Source organism: Longimicrobium sp. (assembly GCF_036399255.1).
Taxonomy (GTDB): Bacteria; Gemmatimonadota; Gemmatimonadetes; order Longimicrobiales; family Longimicrobiaceae; genus Longimicrobium.
In genome coordinates this window covers 67,151-85,355 of the sequence record NZ_DASWNM010000045.1, presented here as the reverse complement: position 1 = coordinate 85,355, position 18,205 = coordinate 67,151, and the positions used below count along the sequence as shown (strand labels likewise).

16 protein-coding genes are annotated in these 18,205 nt (G+C 70.9%); 6 read left to right on the top strand and 10 right to left on the bottom strand.

The features are described from left to right. Nucleotides 1–163: 163 nt before the first annotated feature. Both VGC13_RS07645 and VGC13_RS07640 read right to left on the bottom strand, forming a co-directional pair. On the bottom strand, nt 164–1,642 hold the full coding sequence (locus VGC13_RS07645) for an IS1380 family transposase (RefSeq protein WP_331124641.1): 1,479 nt from the start codon (nt 1,640–1,642) through the stop codon (nt 164–166). A 458-nt stretch (nt 1,643–2,100) separates the two neighbouring features. After that, the gene (locus tag VGC13_RS07640) at nt 2,101–2,559 is read right to left on the bottom strand and encodes an HPP family protein (protein ID WP_331124640.1); all 459 of its coding nucleotides are present in this window, start codon (nt 2,557–2,559) and stop codon (nt 2,101–2,103) included. 231 nt (nt 2,560–2,790) lie between these two features. Between VGC13_RS07640 and VGC13_RS07635 the strand changes: the two genes are divergently transcribed. From VGC13_RS07635 to VGC13_RS07625, 3 genes are read left to right on the top strand one after another with little or no spacing between them, the layout of a single operon-like run. Further along, nucleotides 2,791–4,452 (top strand): sensor histidine kinase, encoded by a 1,662-nt coding sequence (locus VGC13_RS07635; protein WP_331124639.1) that lies wholly within the window; start codon nt 2,791–2,793, stop codon nt 4,450–4,452. After that, entirely contained in the window at nt 4,449–4,904 is a 456-nt protein-coding gene (locus VGC13_RS07630) for a response regulator (RefSeq protein WP_331124638.1), read from the top strand. Before VGC13_RS07635 ends, VGC13_RS07630 begins: the two co-directional genes overlap by 4 nt. Next, nucleotides 4,901–6,052 carry a hybrid sensor histidine kinase/response regulator gene (locus tag VGC13_RS07625; protein WP_331124637.1) on the top strand — a complete coding sequence of 384 codons (1,152 nt, stop codon included), beginning with the start codon at nt 4,901–4,903 and terminating at the stop codon, nt 6,050–6,052. The genes VGC13_RS07630 and VGC13_RS07625 overlap by 4 nt, the downstream gene beginning before the upstream one ends. A 438-nt stretch (nt 6,053–6,490) precedes the next feature. Here the strand turns inward: VGC13_RS07625 and VGC13_RS07620 are convergent, their stop codons facing one another. The 6 genes from VGC13_RS07620 to VGC13_RS07595 all read right to left on the bottom strand — a co-directional run bounded on the left by VGC13_RS07620 (nt 6,491) and on the right by VGC13_RS07595 (nt 11,226). Beyond that, nucleotides 6,491–7,864, bottom strand: a complete 1,374-nt coding sequence (locus tag VGC13_RS07620; RefSeq protein ID WP_331124636.1) for a hypothetical protein — start codon at nt 7,862–7,864, stop codon at nt 6,491–6,493. 102 nt (nt 7,865–7,966) lie between these two features. Further along, nucleotides 7,967–8,521: a YceI family protein gene (locus VGC13_RS07615; protein ID WP_331124635.1), complete on the bottom strand. Its 555-nt coding sequence runs from the start codon at nt 8,519–8,521 to the stop codon at nt 7,967–7,969. A gap of 561 nt (nt 8,522–9,082) precedes the next feature. Next, nucleotides 9,083–9,274, bottom strand: a complete 192-nt coding sequence (locus tag VGC13_RS07610) for a hypothetical protein (protein ID WP_331124634.1) — start codon at nt 9,272–9,274, stop codon at nt 9,083–9,085. Nucleotides 9,275–9,336: 62 nt separating this feature from the next. Continuing rightward, nucleotides 9,337–9,528 (bottom strand): hypothetical protein, encoded by a 192-nt coding sequence (locus VGC13_RS07605; protein ID WP_331124633.1) that lies wholly within the window; start codon nt 9,526–9,528, stop codon nt 9,337–9,339. A 97-nt stretch (nt 9,529–9,625) separates the two neighbouring features. Continuing rightward, nucleotides 9,626–10,162: a hypothetical protein gene (locus tag VGC13_RS07600; protein ID WP_331124632.1), complete on the bottom strand. Its 537-nt coding sequence runs from the start codon at nt 10,160–10,162 to the stop codon at nt 9,626–9,628. Then, nucleotides 10,159–11,226, bottom strand: coding sequence for a hypothetical protein (locus tag VGC13_RS07595; protein WP_331124631.1), 1,068 nt, complete (start codon nt 11,224–11,226; stop codon nt 10,159–10,161). The genes VGC13_RS07600 and VGC13_RS07595 overlap by 4 nt, the downstream gene beginning before the upstream one ends. A 291-nt stretch (nt 11,227–11,517) precedes the next feature. On the opposite strand from VGC13_RS07595, the gene VGC13_RS07590 reads away from it, so the two are divergent. Both VGC13_RS07590 and VGC13_RS07585 read left to right on the top strand, forming a co-directional pair. Continuing rightward, complete coding sequence (locus VGC13_RS07590; protein ID WP_331124630.1) at nt 11,518–12,690, top strand: sensor histidine kinase; 1,173 nt, start codon at nt 11,518–11,520, stop codon at nt 12,688–12,690. A gap of 1,080 nt (nt 12,691–13,770) precedes the next feature. Continuing rightward, a complete protein-coding gene (locus tag VGC13_RS07585) occupies nt 13,771–14,535 on the top strand; it encodes a LytTR family DNA-binding domain-containing protein (protein ID WP_331124629.1) in 765 nt (254 codons plus the stop codon). 291 nt (nt 14,536–14,826) lie between these two features. Here the strand turns inward: VGC13_RS07585 and VGC13_RS07580 are convergent, their stop codons facing one another. After that, entirely contained in the window at nt 14,827–15,600 is a 774-nt protein-coding gene (locus tag VGC13_RS07580; RefSeq protein ID WP_331124628.1) for a DUF3108 domain-containing protein, read from the bottom strand. 265 nt (nt 15,601–15,865) lie between these two features. On the opposite strand from VGC13_RS07580, the gene VGC13_RS07575 reads away from it, so the two are divergent. Beyond that, the gene (locus VGC13_RS07575; RefSeq protein WP_331124627.1) at nt 15,866–16,252 is read left to right on the top strand and encodes a hypothetical protein; all 387 of its coding nucleotides are present in this window, start codon (nt 15,866–15,868) and stop codon (nt 16,250–16,252) included. 581 nt (nt 16,253–16,833) lie between these two features. On the opposite strand, the gene VGC13_RS07570 is transcribed toward VGC13_RS07575, so the two are convergent. After that, a complete protein-coding gene (locus VGC13_RS07570; RefSeq protein ID WP_331124626.1) occupies nt 16,834–18,012 on the bottom strand; it encodes a hypothetical protein in 1,179 nt (392 codons plus the stop codon). Nucleotides 18,013–18,205: the final 193 nt, after the last annotated feature.

The window sequence follows — 18,205 nt, the reverse complement described above, 5'->3', positions numbered from 1 at the left end:
CCTCGCTTATTCACCACGGCGGAAGCATTGCTCTTTCAGCGGGATCTCAAGACGGCGCAAAGGATTGTGCTGGCTTCCCGGATGATTTATCGCAAGGGCCCCCTACCCCCAGCTTGACGCTGCGGCGCCGCACATCTCCGCGTTCCCCGCCCGAGGGATCGACCTACGCTGGCACGGGCAGGGCCCGGAGCCGGGGCGAGCCGCGGGCCGGGTAGCGCTGGTTCAGCACCCGCATGAAGCGGCGCCACAGCGCGGCCCGCGCCGCGTCGATCACAAAGCGGATCGTTCCGCTGCCCAGAAGAGCACGCCCGCTGACCTTCAGCACCAGATGGCGAAAGCGCTCGCGGCACATGCGGCCCGCTTCACGGGCTTCATCCCGCTCCAGCAGTTCGGCCCCGGCGTGCAGCAGGTTGGCCGCGATCAGTTCCAGCAGCAGCCGCGCCTCGTTGGCGGCGAAGCTGTCCGGCTCGTCGTACGGCGCCTCGACCTCGCGTCCGCGATAGTGCGTCTTGGGCCGCGGCGCCGACGAGAGCGAACCTCCCACCGCCTGGTTCCAGTCGCCGAAGTCCTTCTCCGCCGCGCCGCGCTTGCGGTACCGCCTCAGCAGGGCCGCGCCGGTGATCGCGACGGAGGCGTTGCTCAGCAGGAAGAAATGGTCGACGAAGAGCTCGCCCTGCTCGCGTGCACGCTCGACGATCACCAGCACCACGCGCCGCGGATGCGTCCAGCTCCCGGCCCGGTATTGGAGTTCGTGCGTCCACACGCGCTCTTCCCCGGAGGCAGAGTCGCGAGGAAGGGCCAGATACGGTGCCGCCAAGCGCTCCAGCACGGCATTCGTCTTCAGCCGCGCGACGTAGAGGAATCCTTCCTCCTCCAGCGCCTCCAGCAGTTTCGGCTCGGGGAAGCCCGCGTCGATCCGCAGCCACACCGCCTCCGCCCACGTGCGGGCCCGTCGCAGGATGGGAAGCACGAACGCCAGACCGCCGTCGGCCGTATGCACGTTGCCCGGCCGCAGCTTCGCCCCCAGGTAGTCCCCCCACTCCGAGCGCGCCACCACCGGGTGGTAGCACCGCATCCCGTAGTGGCGGTTCCAGGCGCTCCCCGGCTGGTGTCCAAAGGCCTCGCGCGGCAGCGAGTCCAGGTCCACGGTGGTTTCCCGCAAGCACACACCCTGCCCCAGCCCCATCCGCCGCTCGGCCGCGTCCAGCAGAAACGCCAGCAGGCCGCTGAGGTTCTCCGGATACCCAAGGTCCTGCAGCAAACGGCTGAGCGTCGGCTGCGAGCACAGCCCGTCCGGCTCGCGATCCACCACCTCGCGCAACGGCCGCTGTCCCCGCCGGCTGGAAACCGCCAGGCGCAGTGCCGGATCGTCGCGCAGCAGCTGCACGTCCGAGTGGTCGCCCCATCCTTGGACGAGCATCAGGAGCGCGGTGCGGAGCAGTTCGATGAACGGGTGCTTCACGCGCGCAGGATCACGCGGGTCGCGCAGGTGCCGCGCGAGGAGCTGCGGATAGCCGAGCCGGTCCATCAACTCGCGCATCAACAGCGATCCCGATTCGCCGCTCACGCACTCCTGCCGCGCTTCCAGGTGAATGGACCGGTTGAATTCCAGGGGAAAGAGTGTACTTTGAGAGTCACCCATGTCGTAGATTCACGGGCTTGTGGACGGATGGTTGCTTCGACACCACCCATCTTACTGCAACCCAAGAAGATGCGACATGGGTTTTTTCTATCTATGACTCATGGATTGCGTTTGGGGTGAATAAGGCAGGGTCATTCTGAGGCCCGGCAACTCCGTTCCTTCCGATTGCGATGAAGGTTGCAGGGCCGAAGAATCTGCTCTCGGAATCCTGGCGCTCCGACGCGGCAGCCCCCACCAGACTCGCGGGTGCCCCGGGATACGACAAAGCCGATGGCGGATGGCACGAGACCAGAGTGGCCGCGGGTACGGGGGCGCCGAATGGACTCCAGCAGCCCGACAGTAGATTCCTCGGTCGCGCGCCAGGAATGGAGAGAGGGAAGGTGCGGGATGTGCGCTCCCTCGGAATGACAGATTTTTCGCGTGGAGGGGGGAATCCCGAGCGCTGGCCGCTGCGATCCCTACGCCGCTTCGTCGATGGCGCCGAGGACGTCGATGGGGGTGACGATGCCCAGCAGCATCCCGTTCTCCACCACCAGCGCGCGCTGCACCCGCTCGCGGACGAAGCGCCGCACCAGGCGCGGCAGCGGCTCGTCAGGCGAGACGGTGGGACCCACGGGGCCCATCACGTCGCGCACGCGCAGCTCCGCCAGGCCGCAGGCGCACGACGGCGAGGCGCAGTCCGCGTCCATCCCGTCCGCGCGCGGCCGCGTGGCGCGCGGGGCGATGACGTCGGACTGCGAGGCGAGGCCGACGATCTTGCCCGCGGCGTCCAGCACGGGCGCGGAACGGATGCCGGCGTCCAGCAGCACGTGCGCCAGCTCGCGCACGGTCATCTCGGGCACCACCGTCACCATCTGCATCCGCATCACGTCGCGGACGGTCACGCACCGCAGCGCACGGGCCGACGCTCTCACCATCGTACTCCTCCGCCGTTTCATTCCAAAATCCCGCCGTCCCGCCCCGCCGCGGGTACGTGAAACAAAGCTACTGCATCGCGGGCGCGCCTTCGCCGGGGGCGGCCCGAAACCGTTGTGGGGAAGAACCCCTGCGCGACGGCGGACGGAGCGGGCGGGCTTTTGCCGCGCTGGCGCGCTGCGTAGGTTGCGGGCCGGCATCCATCACCCGATCCGCGCATCCCGATCGCCCGAATGACCGATCCGCAGAACCCGTCTCACCCTTCGGCCGGCGCGGCGGACGACCACGCGCTGGTGCGGCTGCTGCAGGTGGTGGCCGTGGCCGCCAACGAATCCACCAGCGTGCAGGGCGCCCTGCAGACCACGCTGGACGCCGTCTGCCGGCACACCGGCTGGCCGCTGGGGCACGCGTGGATCACGGAAGCGGATGGGACGATGGCGTCCAGTGGCGTCTGGCACCCGGCCGACCCCGATGCGTTTCCCCGCTTTCGCGCGCTGACGGAGGCGAGCCGCTTCGCATCCGGCGAGGGGCTGGCGGGGCGGGTGGCGGGGACGGGCGAGGCGGCGTGGATCGAGGACGTGGGCCGCGACCCGTCGTTCGTCCGGCGGGTCGCGGCGGAGGAGGGGATTCGCGCGGCGGTGGCGTTTCCGGTGCTGGTGGGGCGCGAGGTGGCGGGGGTGCTGGAGTTTTTCGCCACCGATGCGCTGGTGGCCGATCCGGCGCTGCTGGGGCTGATGGCCAACGTGGGGACGCAGGTGGGGCGGGTGATCGAGCGCGCCCGGGCCGAGGAGGCGCTGCGGCTGTCCGAGGCCAAGTTCGCCGGCATCATCTCCATCTCGTCCGACGCCATCGTTTCGGTGGACGAGACGCAGCGCATCATCTTCTACAACCAGGGCGCCGAGCAGACCTTTGGCTACACGGCCGGCGAGGTGATGGGGCAGCCGCTGGAGCTGCTGATCCCCGAGGCGCACCGCCCCGGCCACGCCGACCGGGTGCGCGAGTTTGGCCGCAGCGGCGTGCGGGCGCGGCGGATGGGCGAGCGCGGGCAGATCAGCGGGCGGCGAAAGAGCGGCGAGGTGTTTCCCGCGGACGCCTCCATCAGCCACCTGGAGGTGGAGGGCAACCGCATCTACACCGCGGTGCTCCGCGACGTGACGGAGCGCGTGCGGGCGGAAGACGCGCTGGCGCAGCAGGCGCAGGAGCTGGCGAGGTCCAACGCCGAGCTGGAGCAGTTTGCCTACGTGGCCAGCCACGACCTGCAGGAGCCGCTGCGGATGGTGGCCAGCTACACGCAGCTGCTGGCCCGCCGCTACGGCGACAAGCTGGACGACGACGCGCACGAGTTCATCGGCTATGCGGTGGACGGCGTGCGGCGCATGCAGTCGCTCATCAGCGACCTCCTGGCCTACTCGCGGGTGGGGAGCCGGGGGCTGGCGGCGGAGCGCGTGGAGCTGGACGCCGTCTTCGCCCGCACCGTGGACGTCCTGGGCGCGGCGCTGGAGGAGAGCGGGGCTGAGGTGACGGCCGATCCGCTCCCCGCGGTGATGGCGGACCCGGTGCAGATTGGCCAGGTGCTGCAGAACCTGGTGGGCAACGCCCTCAAGTTCCACGGGGATGCGCCCCCGCGGGTGCACGTGGGCGCCGAGCGGCGCGGGGCGGAGTGGCTGATCTCCGTGCGCGACAACGGCATCGGCATCGCGCCGGAGTACGCGCAGCGCATCTTCGTGATCTTTCAGCGCCTGCACACCCGCGCCGAGTACGAGGGCACGGGGATCGGGCTTTCCATCTGCAAGAAGATCGTGGAGCGGCACGGCGGGCGGATCTGGGTGGAATCGCGGGAGGGCGAGGGATCCACCTTCTTCTTTACCCTTCCCGCGGGAGACGAAGCGGAATGAGCAACCGGCCGGCGACGCAGCCCATCGAGGTGCTGCTGGTGGAAGACAACCCCGGCGACGTGCGCCTTACCCGCGAGGCGCTGCGCGACGGCAAGGTGCACAACCACCTGTCGGTGGTTCCCGACGGCGTGGAGGCGCTCGCCTTTCTGCGCCGCCAGGGAAAGTACGCCGACGCGCCGCGGCCGGACCTGATCCTGCTGGACCTGAACCTCCCCAAGAAGGACGGGCGCGAGGTGCTGCAGGACATCAAGGCCGATCCGGCGCTGCAGCGCATTCCCGTCGTCGTCCTTACCAGCAGCGAGGCGGAGCGCGACATTGCCCAGGCGTACGCGCTGCACGCCAACTGCTACATCACCAAGCCGGTGGACCTGGACCAGTTCATCACCGTGGTGCGGTCCATCGAGGACTTCTGGTTCACCATCGTCAAGCTGCCCGCGGAGCCGCGCCCGTGACGCCGGACGCGCCCGTCCGCATTCTCCTGGTGGAAGACAACCCGGGCGACGCGCGGCTGCTGCGGTACACGCTGCAGGAGGCGCAGTCGCTGCGCTTCGACCTGGCGCACGCGGCGCGGCTGTCGGAGGCGCTGGAGGCGATCGCCCGCGACGGGGCGGACGTGGTGCTGCTGGACCTGTCGCTCCCCGACGCGCACGGGATGGAGACGGTGACGCGGATGCTGGAGGCGGCGCCGGCGGTGCCCATCATCGTCCTTACGGGGCTGGCGGACGAGACGGTGGCGGTGCAGGCGGTGCAGGCCGGCGCGCAGGACTACCTGGTCAAGGGGACGGTGGAGGGGGCCACGCTGGGGCGCGCCATCCGCTACGCCATGGAGCGCAAGCGGCTCGAGACGGAGCGCGCGGCGCTGCTGCGCAACGAGCGCGAGGCCCGCGCCGCCGCCGAGGCCGCGGTGAACGCGCGCGACGAGGTGCTGCGCATCGTGGCGCACGACATCGGCAACTCGCTGAGCGCGGTAAAGATCCACACCATGGTGCTGGAGCGCACCCTTCCCGCGGACGGCGTGGAGGCGCGCAAGCGGACGGAGGCCATCCGCCACCTGACGCAGCAGATGGACCGCCTGCGCCAGGACCTGCTGGACGTGGCCGCCATCGAGGCCGGCCGCCTTTCGTTCGAGCCCGGCGAGACGGCGCTGCACCGGGTGGTGGACGACGTGCTGGCGACGATGGCCGGGATGGCGGCGGAGAAGGGGCTGGCGATGGAGTCCACCGTGCCGGACGACCTTCCCGCCGTGTGGGCGGACCACGAGCGGCTGCACCAGGTGCTGGGGAATTTGATCGGCAACGCGGTCAAGTTCACGCCGGCGGAGGGGCGGGTCCGCGTGAGCGCGTGCATGCGCGACGCCGAGGACGGGGAGGGGGGCCGCGAGGTGCGGGTGCGGGTGGAGGACACGGGACCGGGGATCCCCGCGGAGCACCTGCCGCACGTGTTCGACCGCTTCTGGCAGGCGCGCAGCACGCGGCGCGCGGGGGCGGGGCTGGGGCTGGCCATCGCGCGCGGCGTGGTCGAGGCGCACGGCGGCCGCATCTCGGCGGCGAGCGAGCCGGGGCGGGGGACCACGTTCGAGTTCACGCTGCCGGTGGCGTGACGGGGTGCCGGGGGCGCGATACGACGTGGTGGGGGCGATGGGCATCATTGCCCGCGCAATCGCCCCGTGCCATCCACCCCGGGTCGAAACCACCCGGGTTGAAACCACCCCGGGTTGAAACCACCCCGGGTTGACCCCCCACCCCGGGTTGAAACCACCCCGGGTTGAAACCCGGGGCTGGAACGGCCATAAGCCCCGTCTCGGCGCCGCTCACGCGGCACCGAACGGGGCTTCACCTGCTCGTACGGGCCGCGCCCGAGGAGACGCGCCGGGTGCATCGTGGTCGGACAATCCCGTCTGCGACCGCTCCGCCTCCCGCCCATGCACGAAGTTGAAGCCCCGTCTGGCGAGCGTTAGCGAGCCAGGACGGGGCTTCTGGCATTTCCAGCCCCGGGTTTCAACCCGGGTTTTCGCCGGGGCCGGGGTGGAGATCGTGGATCAGAAGGCGATCACGCCCTCGATGGCGATGCCGCGGAACTGGCCGCCATTGCGGATGTCCGTCGCCGCGAAGCCGTCGTAGTCCTGCTGGACGAACTCGGCCTTGGTCAGCAGGTTGCGGGTCAGGAACCACCCCGCCGAGATCGCGGTGCGCGTCACCGTCAGGTTCTCCTGCCCCGCGAAGTCGCCCTTGACCTGGTTCCAGCGGCCACCGACGTACACCCGGTCGTTGAAGAGGCGGTAGACCACGTCACCGGCCAGCTGGTTGATCTCGCGGCGCTCCTCGGCCGCCGCCGCCTTGCCGCTCGCCCACTCGATCACGCCGAACAGCTCCAGGTTGCCGAACTCGACGTAGGGGTTGATCTGGCGCGCCGTGATCTCGTTGCTGAACCCGGGGTTCACGCGGCCGTTGGTGAAGGCGGTGCCGGCCTTGAGGCTGGTCGTGTCCTCCATCACGCCCCAGTACCGCGATCCCGTGCGGTCGCCGCCGTACAGCGTTACCGCGGGCGACGATTCGGCGCTGTACAGGCTTCCCGTCAGGCGCAGGCGCAGCAGGGGGCTCACCTGCCGGTCGAAGCCCAGCTTGCCCAGGAAGGCGGGGCTGGCGTCCACGGCGCCTTCCTTGACGTTGCCCTTGTTCTCGCCCGACGTCACGCCGCCCATCACGAAGCTCCCGAAGGGCCCGCGCACCATCACCTCGGCACCGATCTCGGTGGTGAAGGCGTCGAGGACGTAGTTCTCGATGAACGGGTTGCGGATGGTGTTGCCGTTGTCGCTGCGGCGGAAGTGCGCGTCGCCGTAGTTGATCTCCATGTGGCCGGCGCGGATCGTGGTGTACTCCATGATCCGGTTGAGCACCGGCACGTCGAACGGCGAGGCGTCGATCGTGGCAAAGCCGCCCTTGACCCAGAACTCGTTGTGGTGCCGGCTGGCCATGTAGCTTTCCAGGTCCACCCGGATGCCGCGCGCCAGCTGCGCGCCGAGGTTCAGGTTGGCGCTCGCCAGGTTGAAGCCGGGGCGGATGTTGCCCATCGCCACGTTCGCCGCGCCGGTCTCGTGGTCCAGCGACTGCCAGGTCTGGGCGAACGCGCCGCCGATCTGCAGCTGCAGGCCGTTGAACTCGCCGCCCTGCTTGGCCGGCTCGAACTCGCCGATGGCGCCGGCGGCCGGCGAGCCGACCACCACCGGCACCGGGGCCATCGCCGTGGGCGCCAGGATGCTCGCCGTCTTCCCGGGCGTGGTGGTGTCCGCCGCCGCGGCCGGGGCGTCGGCGCCGGGGCCGGTGTTCACGGCCAGCCGGTCCGTCTGCGCCGCCAGGGGGGCCGCCGCCAGCACGGCCAGCGTGGACAGCAGCGCACGATTCAGGGGTTTCATCGTTCTTTCTCCGTCACCCGGAGTTGCTCTTCGTAAAGGGAGGCGCGGAGTGCACCCCCGGTGTGTCCCGGCGGATCGGAATCCGCCGTCCGGTCATCCCGCTTACTGCCCCAGCACCACGTCGAAGCCGATGGTGACCGGCGCGTGCACCCGCATCGTCCCCGCCATCAGCCGCGGCGGCTGCACCCCAAAGTCCGTCATCGTCAGCTGCTTGCTTCCCGTCACCCGCAGCCTGCCGTTCTGCCGCGCCGCCGTGCCGTTGATGGTGACCTCGCGGCTCTGGCCGGCGATGGTCAGGGGGCCGGTCATCCGCACGGCGCCCTCCGGGGTCACGGCCACCGACGTGGCGCGGAAGCGGATCGTGGGGTTCTCGGTGGCCTTGAGCGCGTTGCGCATGTGGCCGTTCATGGTGCCGTTGCGGCAGTCCAGGCTGGCGACGGGGATGCTGATCTCGCCGCGGCTCTGCGCCACCTGCGTCAGCTCGGTGCCTTCGCCCTGGGCGGTGCCGGTGACCTGCGTGCTCTCGCACCGGTAGCCGCGCACGGTCGAGGTCCCCGAAACCCAGACGCGGCTTCCCGACTGAAAGGAGAGCGGCAGCGCCGCCGCGAGCAGGGCCGGGAGGGCGATCATCCCGGCGAGACAGATTCGAGTGCGCATGGCTCCGGCTCCGTGTTTCTCCTGGTTGCGCCGCCCGCGCCCCATCGGCTCCGGCGGCGTCGGCCGTTGCTCCCGGCCGACACGATCAAGCTAGGGCCGGGCGGGGGGCGCACCTGTCGGCGGGGAGCCGAGTGCCGTGAGGGGGGCGGCGCGCGACGCGGTGTGGGGATGCGGACTACACGCCTCCGCCGCGGGTGGGGACGGGACGGATGCGGGGCGCCCCGGGGACCGATCCGGCCGAGCAGTTGCGTAGCCAGGCCGTGGCTTTGGCCTCACACGGAGTCAACGGAGGGCAGGACTCCGTCGACTCCGCTGACTCCGTGTGTTCCCCACCTGCCGCGCGGACCTTGCTCACGGCCTGGGCCAGCAGTCGCGGCCCGCCGTTGCCGGCTATTCCCTATTCCCTGTTCCCTATTCCCTGTCAGGCCCCTCCGCTTGCGGCATCGGATAAAGCGGACAGTGTGGTGTAGCGCAACGAGGGCGGGGCGCCGCGCGGATGTGGCGGCGCCCCTGGAGAGAAGCGGAACGGGTGCCGCGCGGCCGAGCGGGCCGCGCCGGCGTTCACGGCTTGCAGCAGATGTTCTGGGAGCCGCAGAAATCCCAGTGGCAGTACTCGCCCTGCGTGCTGATTCCCCACTGCAGCTTGATGTAGGAGTCGTCCCGCGGCTCGTACGCCCGCGCGGGGACGACGGTCGCCGCCAGGGCGGCCAGGCCGCAGCAGGCAAAGGCGGCGTTCTTCAGGATTCTACGCATGGTTTTGCTCCGTCTGGTGGATGGAAGTGTGCAACCCGTCCGTGCCCGGGCCGCGCTCAGCCTCAGGGCTTGCAGCAGATGTTCTGCGAACCGCAGAAGTTCCAGTGGCAGTACTCGCCCTCGGTGCTGATTCCCCACTGCAGCTTGATGTATTCCTCGTCCTGCGGCGGGTCCGCGCGCAGGGGGACCACGGCCCCGGCCAGGGCGGCCAGGCCGCAGAAGGCGAAGGCGGCGTTCTTCAGGGTTCTGTGCATGGTTCTGCTCCGTTCTCTTTGATGATGATGGATGTGATCCGCTCTCTCCCGTCTCCCTCTCCCGTCTCCCTCTCCCGTCTCCCTCTTCCGTCTCCGTCTACCTTTCTCCGGCTCGATGCCGGACCGCGGTCCCGCGCCGCACCGCCGCGTCGGCCGTGGACATCACCCGCTCCACCCGCGCCTGCATGGCGACGGCGCCGCCCGTCTCCGGGCCCGCCATGGCGCCCACGATGCGGCCGTCCGCCACCACGTAGAGCGCCGGCAGGGGCGCCCGGCCAAAGACGCGGCGGTACTCCGCCTCCGTCAGGTGCTCCATCCGGGGTGCCAGCCGCTCCCGGCGAAAGAAGGCGTGCAGCATTCGCGGCCGCGTGCCCACCGACACCGCCACCACCTCCACGCGCGCGCCGTGGCGCGCCAGCGCGCGGCGCAGCTCGCGGGTGGGGGGGCGGCAGGTGAGCCAGTCCTTTTCGCCCACGATCCAGGCGACCGTCACCGGCGTGCCCCGTCCCGCCAGCACCGCCGGCGCCGGGCCGCCGACGGGGAGCGCATCGCCCGCCTTTGCCGGCCGCACGCCGGCCCACAGGGCGGCGCCCAGGGCCGCCACGCCCAGCACGATCCAGCGCCGGCGGATCACGGGACCCACCTCGCGGCCGTCCACTCGTTGGGCGCGTCGGCACCGGGGCGGACGAACCAGAGCAGCGAGGTGGCGGCGTCCACCGCCAGCAGGTGCGGCGTGTCGTGGACCTCGGCGACGCGCCGGCCGCCGCGCGACATGCGGTGCAGGTGCCAGTTGCGGTCGACCAGGGTGCGGTCCTGGAACTGGACCACGAAGTCGCCGTCCGGCAGCCAGAACAGGTCCGTGATCAGCGAGAACGAGGTGGCCCAGCGGCGCCCGTCTTCGCGCTCCAGCCTGCGGGGCGCGGGGGTGATGGGGCGAAACCGCTGGAACCGGATGGGCACCTTGCCGGCGGACCGGCCGGCGCGGTCGAACAGGTACACGGTGTCGCGCAGGGCAAAGACGGCGGCCAGCGTGTCGCCGCGGGCCGCCACGCTCACGAAGCCCATGGTGGCCGCGGCGATGCTGTCGGTGCGGTCCCGCAGCGGCGGCGCAAAGAAGCTGTGGGCGATGCGTCCCGTGCGCCGGTTCCACAGGTGCAGCCGCCGGCTGGTGTCGCCCTCGCGCGGGCGGCCGGCCAGCAGCACCAGCGAATCGTCCAGCACCCGCGCGTGGTACAGCGAGCCCAGCGACGTCTCGCCGCTGCGCACCACCGTTGCCCCCGTGGAGTCGAAGACGGTGGCGCGGCCGAACATGTCGATCGCCAGGATCTCGCGGGACGGCAGCCGCAGCGCGCCCAGCACCACGTCGAACTCGCCCGGGCCGCGCCCCTTGCCGCCGAAGTGCCGCAGCAGCCGTCCGGCGGAGTCGTAGACGCGCACCTGCGCCTCGCGCTCGTCCGAAACCAGAAAGCCGCCGCCCGCCTCCAGCGAGACGCGGGGCGCCACGTTGATCACCTCCGCCGACTCCTCCAGCCGCAGCTGCGCCACGGGCCGCAGGGCGGGGGGCAGGCGCTCGGCCTGCTTCTCCGGCGGCGGGGGCGCACCCCGGCCGCAGGCGCCCGCCAGCAGCAGGACCGCGGCAGGCAGGAGGATGGATGCGCCGGGTCGGCGCGGGGCGGGGCGAATGGAAAGAGTCCGCATGGCTCGTCGGGGTCGGGGCGGCGGTGCGGGCACGGCGGCGTGCCGTCCGTGTGGAAGGATTGCCGCCCGGCGCGCGCCGATCCACGGCGGTGACGCGGATCATCCCCTTTCTGGTGTGGAATGGGCGGACGGGTGGGACGAAGCTTCCCGGCGCTCCATCGCGCACGGAACGCCGCGAAGGGCTGCCTCCCGGCATCCCCCGCGGCGCGCGTGCGACCGGCCTTTTGCGGCGGCGGGCGCACCCCTTACCTTGATCCGCCCGCCCTTCCCTCCACCCGTCCCGCGCCCGTCGTGAACCGCACTTCGCCCGTCCCCGCCGCCGCATCCGCCGCACCCCCCGCCGCGCCGCTGCGGCTGGGCGCGCTGGCGGTGGCGGTCACGCTGTCGTGGCTGGCGGTGGGGGTGGTGCTGTCCGCCTCGGTGTACGCGTCGCTGAAGCTTGCCGCAGTCGACTATCCGGTGCACCTGGCGGTGGGGGAGCGGATGCTGGGCGGCATCGTGTGGATTCCCCCCACGATGGCCGCCTTCGTCCTGACGCGGCGGTTTCCGCTGGAGCGCGCAAGGCTGCCGCGGAACGCGCTCATCCACCTTGCCTGGGCGCTGCCGCTGGTGGCGGCGAAGGTGGCGGCGTACCACTTCCCGGGGGTGGCCCTGGGCCTGCTGCGCCCGGGCGTGTCGTTTGGCGCGGCGCTGGTGGACCTGGGCGCGGAATCGCTGCTGACCTACGCCTTCGTGGTGGGGGTGGCCCACGCGTTCGCGCACGCGCGCACCCTCCGCGAGCGGGAGCTGGCGCGCTCGCAGCTGGAGACGCAGCTGGTGCAGGCGCAGCTGCAGGCGCTGAAGGCCCAGCTGCATCCCCACTTTCTGTTCAACACGCTGCACGCCATCAGCACGCTGGTGCACGCGGACCCCGACCGCGCGGAGCGGGTGATCGCCAGCCTGAGCGAGATGCTGCGCAACACGCTGGCGCACCAGCACGACCAGGAGGTGGCGCTGCGGGACGAGCTGGCGGCGCTGGAGCCGTACCTGGACATCGAACGGACGCGGCTGGGGGACCGGCTGGCGGTGGAGGTGCGGGTGGATGCGGATGCGCTGGACGGCTGCGTGCCGCACCTGCTGCTGCAGCCGCTGGTGGAGAACGCCATCAAGCACGGCATCGGGCCGCGGCGCGCGCCGGGGCGCATCCGCATCACGGGGTGCGTGGAGGAGGGGCGGCTGGTGGTGGCGGTGGAGGACGATGGCCGGGGGATCAGCGGCCCGCCGCGCGATGGGGCCATGGGGCTGGCCAACACCCGCGCGCGGCTGCAGCGCCTGTATCCAACCCATGAGTTCACGCTGAGCTCCGCCCCCGGCGGCGGCACGCGCGTGGAGGTGCGCCTCCCCTTCCGCCGCGCCCCGCGCGAGTCCGCGGCGGACACGCGCGTGAATGCCAGCCATTTCGCGGAATCTGAAGTGACTTCCTGAGAGGGTGTTGCTGAACCTCACCCCGCGATTGAGGGAGGCGCCGCGCCTGACCCGCTGCTACGAAAAAAGCCTGGCGCCGACCGAAGGATCTGGCCGGCAGTACGAATGGGCTGGATCGCAACACTGGGTCTGGCCCCGTCGAGCCCGGGAGTAGATCCTTCGGTCGCGCGCGGGCGGTTGCGTGGCTTCTGACTACACGTGGTGCGCTCCCTCAGGAAGTCACGCTTCGTTGTGAGCTTGAGGGTGCGACCGAAGGACCTGCTCTCCGCCCAGGCGGGGCCGGCCCTGGCGTGACGGAGCCGGCCCCGCGGTTTTGCCGAATCTGCACGTCATTTGGCCGCCCCACCCCGATCTGTCATTCCGAGGGAGCGCCGCGCGGAACCATCCTCCGCTCCAGGCCTGGCGCGCGACCGAGGAATCTACTTTCCGGTTCCTCGTAGCCTGTCGCGTCACCCCGGACTGGCCCTGTCCGGCGGTTTCGCCGCCGCAGCGATGGCGTGGGCTGCCGCGTCCGGCCTCCAGCAGGCCGACAGTAGATTCCTCGGCCCTGCAACCTGTGGCGCATTCGTCCGGCGGCGGTGCGGGCGGGCCTCGGAATGACAGTCTCCTGGAATCACAACTCTCCGCCCTACCCCAGGACTGTCATTCCGAGGGAGCGCCACGCGGAACCGTCCTCCGCTCCACGCCCGGCGCGCGACCGAGGAATCTACTTTCCGGTTTCTCGTGGCCTGCCGCGACGCCTCGCACTGGCCCTGACTGGCGGTTTCGCCGCAGCAGCGATGGCGCGGGCTGCCGCGTCCGGCCTCCAGCAGGCCGACAGTAGATTCCTCGGCCCTGCAACCTGTGGCGCATTCGTCCGGCGGCGCGGGCGGGCCTCGGAATGACAGACGGGTGCTTGCATCCGGCGGGTGCGGTCGCCGGACCACCGCCGGCCATCCGCGGGTACGGTAACCAACCGTTTCCGCCGCTGGCGCATCGTACGCGAGGGTGCGGCGACGGGGACTGGCCGCCGGAAACTCGCGGCGCGCTCCGCACGTCATCCACATCATCGGCCCATCGCACCTCCTCTCCCGGTTTTCCATGAAAGTCCGCACGCTGATCGTAGACGACGAGCCGCTGGCCCGGCAGCGCATTCGCGAGCTGCTGGCGGACGAGCCGGACGTCGCGGTGGTGGGGGAGTGCGGCGATGGGGAAGAGGCGGCGCGCGAGATCCAGCGGCTGCGGCCGGACCTGGTGTTCCTGGACGTGCAGATGCCCGAGATGGACGGGTTCGAGGTGCTTTCGACCCTCGACCCCGCGCGGGCGCCGGTGGTGGTGTTCGTGACGGCATACGACGAGTTCGCGCTGCGGGCCTTCGAGGCGCACGCCATCGACTACCTGCTCAAGCCGTTCTACCGCCCGCGCTTTCACGTGGCGCTGAACCGCGCGCGCGCCCAGCTGGCCCAGCGCAACGCGGACCCGGTGGACGGGCGGCTGCAGCGGCTGCTGGAAAGCCTGGGTCCCGCCGCCCGGCGCACCATGGAGCGGTTCGTCATCCGCACGGGGACGCGCATCTACTTCGTCCCGGTGGCGGAGGTGGACTGGATCGAGGCCGAGGGCAACTACGTGCGGCTGCACGCCGGTGGCAAGTCGCACCTGCTGCGCGCGTCCATCGGCGGGGTGGCGGAGCGGCTGGACCCCGCGGCGTTCCTGCGCATCCACCGCTCCACCATCCTGAACGTGGCCCGCCTGCGCGAGGTGCACCCCTTCGGCAAGGGCACCTACGTGCTGGTGCTGCACGACGGCACCAGGCTGACGTCGTCCACCAGCTACCGCGCCGGCATCGAAGACCTGATCGCCGCCTGATCCAGCTGACAGGGAATAGGGAATAGGGAATAGGGAATAGGGAATAGCGGGCAACGGCGGGCCGGATGCGGCAACTGCTGGCCCAAATTCCGTACTCATACCGGATCCGGAAAAACAACACCTGTAGGGTACAGAGGAACAGAGTCAAACAGAGAACGCGAGTGGAAGCATGATCTCGTTTCCTCTGTTTGACTCTGTTCCTCTGTACGATTTATTCTTTTTCAGGATCTGGCCTCACACGGAGCCAGTGGAGTCAGCGGAGGGCCAATCTTCTCCAGTCCGGGGATGATGTCAGTCCGCGCGGACGGCGTTGCTGCCCGTGGCGCAGCCGCCGGTGCCGGACTCCAGCGAGAGCACCATCCGCCCCGCGCGGGGAATGCTGGACTCCATGCGCACCAGCAGCCGCCGCGCATCATCCGTAACGTGCAGGTGGATGACGCCTTCGCCGCGGTAGCGGACGGGGTCGTGCACCCGCATCTCCACGTGCACGGTGCGAAAGCGGCCGGCGGGGACGTCCATCGTCTCGCGCCCCACCACGCGCACCCGCACGGGGTTGCGCGCGGCGTCGTAGTGGCGGTCGACCGAGTACGCGTCGCCGTCCGCCAGCCGCAGCGTGCGCACGTAGTACAGGAACGAGAGCTCGTCCAGCGGCGCGTCGGTGTTCATGGCCCCGCCGCCGCCGGCCGCCGCCCGCCAGCGCCGCGCGGCCGGGTCCATCCGCACGTCCTCGTCGCGCGCGGCCACGGGCGACCGCTCGCGCCTGGTGAACCGCCGCGACCCCCGCGCCGAGGTGTCGAACCACGAGCGGGTGTGGTCTTCGAGCCCCGCCGGGCCCACGCGGCCGCGAAAGTCGAAGCGCAGCAGCACGGTGCCGCCCTCCGCCGCCTCCACCGCCATGGTCCCCGTGCCAATGCGCCCCAGCACGTTGCTGCCGCGGTACACGCACGTCTCGCCGGGCGCAAAGGGAAGCGCCGCCCGCTGGGCCCGCGCGGGAGATGCGCAGCCCAACAGCACCCCCGCGGCCGCGAAAAGCATCCGCACCCGTCCCGTGATGACTGCGCCCATCGTGCACCCGCCCGCTGAAGTCCGCCTGCACCCGTCTCGATGAACGGAAGTCTAGCGCGCACAAGGGAAAGGGTGCGTCCGGGCGGGGCGGGGAGGCGTGTGGGGAAGCCTTTGACACCTTTGGCGGCCAGCGCACGTACCAGCATCCCGCCGCCGGGGTCCGGCGGCGGGGCGGGCCCAATCGAAGCGCTTGCGGAGAGGCGCGGCGCGGCGGATACTATTGGGCGGCCCACCAGCGGTTTTCCCCACATGCAGGAGCGCTCCCTTGGAAGAAACCCACACGGCTCGCGGCGCGGGCGGCACCCCGGGCGGCATTCTGGAGTTCGTCATCGGCGTGGCGCTGGCGTGCGCCGGCGCGTACCTGCTTACCTCGCGGGTCACGGTGTCCACGGGCTTCTGGAACTTCTGGGGCCAGTACTCGTTCGGGCTCACGCTGATCCCGCTGCTGCTGGGAATCGGCCTGGTGTTCTTCAACGGCCGGTCGTTCCTGGGCTGGATGCTGGTGGTCGTGGGCGCGGTGATCATCCTGGCGGGGATCATCGCCAACCTGAACATCTACTTTCAGCCGACCAGCCTGTTCAACACGATCATGATGCTGGCGCTGCTGGCCGGCGGCCTGGGGCTGGTGGCGAGGTCGGTGCGCAGCCACTGACGAGGGGATAGGGGACAGGTTACAGGTGACAGGTTACAGCAAGCGGGGGCACGGAGAGGGTTCTCCGTGCCCCCGCAGCTTTGTGGAGGATCGATCTTCACACGGCGCGCAGCCTCTGTTCGCGTGCAGGTGCTGGCGGGCGGCGGAGATGCCCTCGATCTGATCCAAACGCCTCGGGTCGACGTTGTCTCCGTACCCGTCGAATGTATTTTCCGCCTGCTCAGCCGGGCTTTGGACGGCAACACATACCCATCGAGTGACGGAGCGCACCATGTTCAGGCGATTCATTCCCATACCCTTTGTCGCGCTGCTGGTTGTCACCGCGTGCACGGCGACGCCGACCGCGGCCCTCGGCACACAGTCATCCGCTGCGAGTTTTGACGAAGGGATCGGGGGCTTCGGGTCCGGCAACCGCGAGGAGGGCTCCGCGCAGGGTGCCGGCGGGGTGGCAACCGCGTCGGCGGGCAGCGGCGGGGTACGCCGAGGGGGCGGGGCGATCGGTTCGGGGAACTGATCGCGATACGAAGTCAACTCAGGAACGTGCCCTCTGCTGACTCTGTTGACTCTGTGTGAGGCCTTCTTTATTGCCGCGCCGTGCAGCCTCCGCTGGCGTGAAGGTGCTGGCGAAAGCGGCGGGCGGCGGAGGGAAGGGCGTCGCGGCGGGCGCGCAGGGTGGCGGCCAGCGGCGCGGAGCGGGCCACGTACTCGCGCGGCATGCGGGCGATGGAGGCGGTGATGGCGGAATCCGTGAGCGCGGCGGATAGGGCGGCGGCGGCGGAGTCCCACGCGGCGGGCGCGAGCGCGCACAGAAGGCGGCGGTCCAGCGGGCGCGCCTTTACCAGCAGGCCCTTCAGATCTCGATACTCGCCGTCGAAACGCACGATCTTGGCGTCCACCCGACGCGCCAGGCCGGGGATGACCCCGCGGTAGTCCGAGAACGCGTAGTCGCGGTCGCGGGGGATGACGACCCACTCGCCGCGGCCGCCGCGCTCCACCCGCCCCCACACCAGCTGGCCCTCGTGCCGGTCCCAGTCGCCCAGGTACACGTCCATCAGCCGCGCGGCCAGGTACGCCCGCGCGTCCACCCGGTCCGTCGGAACGCGGCGCAGCTCGGGCCACAGCTCTTCGGTGTCCAGCACGCGGGGGATTCCCGCGAAGCCTTTGCCCGGGTACTCCTGGATGGTGCCCAGCAGCCCCTCGAAGTCCGCGCGGAACGGGCCCAGCCCGGTGCCGGGCATCACCGCCAGCCGCGCGGGGGCGTTGGGGATGCCGGCGGCGTCCTGCAGCCCGCCGGCCACCAGCGCCGCGGCGGGGTGCAGCGCGCCCACCTGGTCCTGCCGCACGCGCCCCATCAGCACCCGTTCCACGCCGCCCAGGGCGCCCGCCGGGTCCTTGTCGACGGAGCGGAACACGTAGACGTGACCGTCGCCGCCGCGCAGCCGCAGCCCGCGCGTCTGCCGGCCGCCGCTGCGCCGCAGGGGCACCAGCCCGCCGCCGGACCGCCGCGGGTCCAGCACCTCCACGCGGACCGGCGCCGCCCACACGTCGCGGTAGCCGCCGCCCATCCAGAAGCGGTGCACCGGCCCGGCGCGGTAACGGTCCGATGCCACCACGGTAACGGTTCGCGCGTCCGCCGGAACCGCCGCGACATCGGGGATCCCGGGGCGGGGAAGCGCGCACGTCGACATCCCCAGCAGCACCACGAGCGCCAGCAGGAGCGCAAGGGTGATGCGGACGGCGCGTTTGCCGCGCGTGGTCACGGGTGGCTTCGGACGAGTGATGGGGTTCGCTCCGTGCGGATCTGGGATCCCACGACGCGCCTCAAAGGCAGGAACCACGCCGCCGGATGCGTGCCGAAGCCGCTCCGGAGCGCCGATTCCCTCCACTGGCTCCCGTGGGCGGCATCATTTTTCACATGAGGTAGATGGTCCCATCTTCTTGGAGATGAATGGG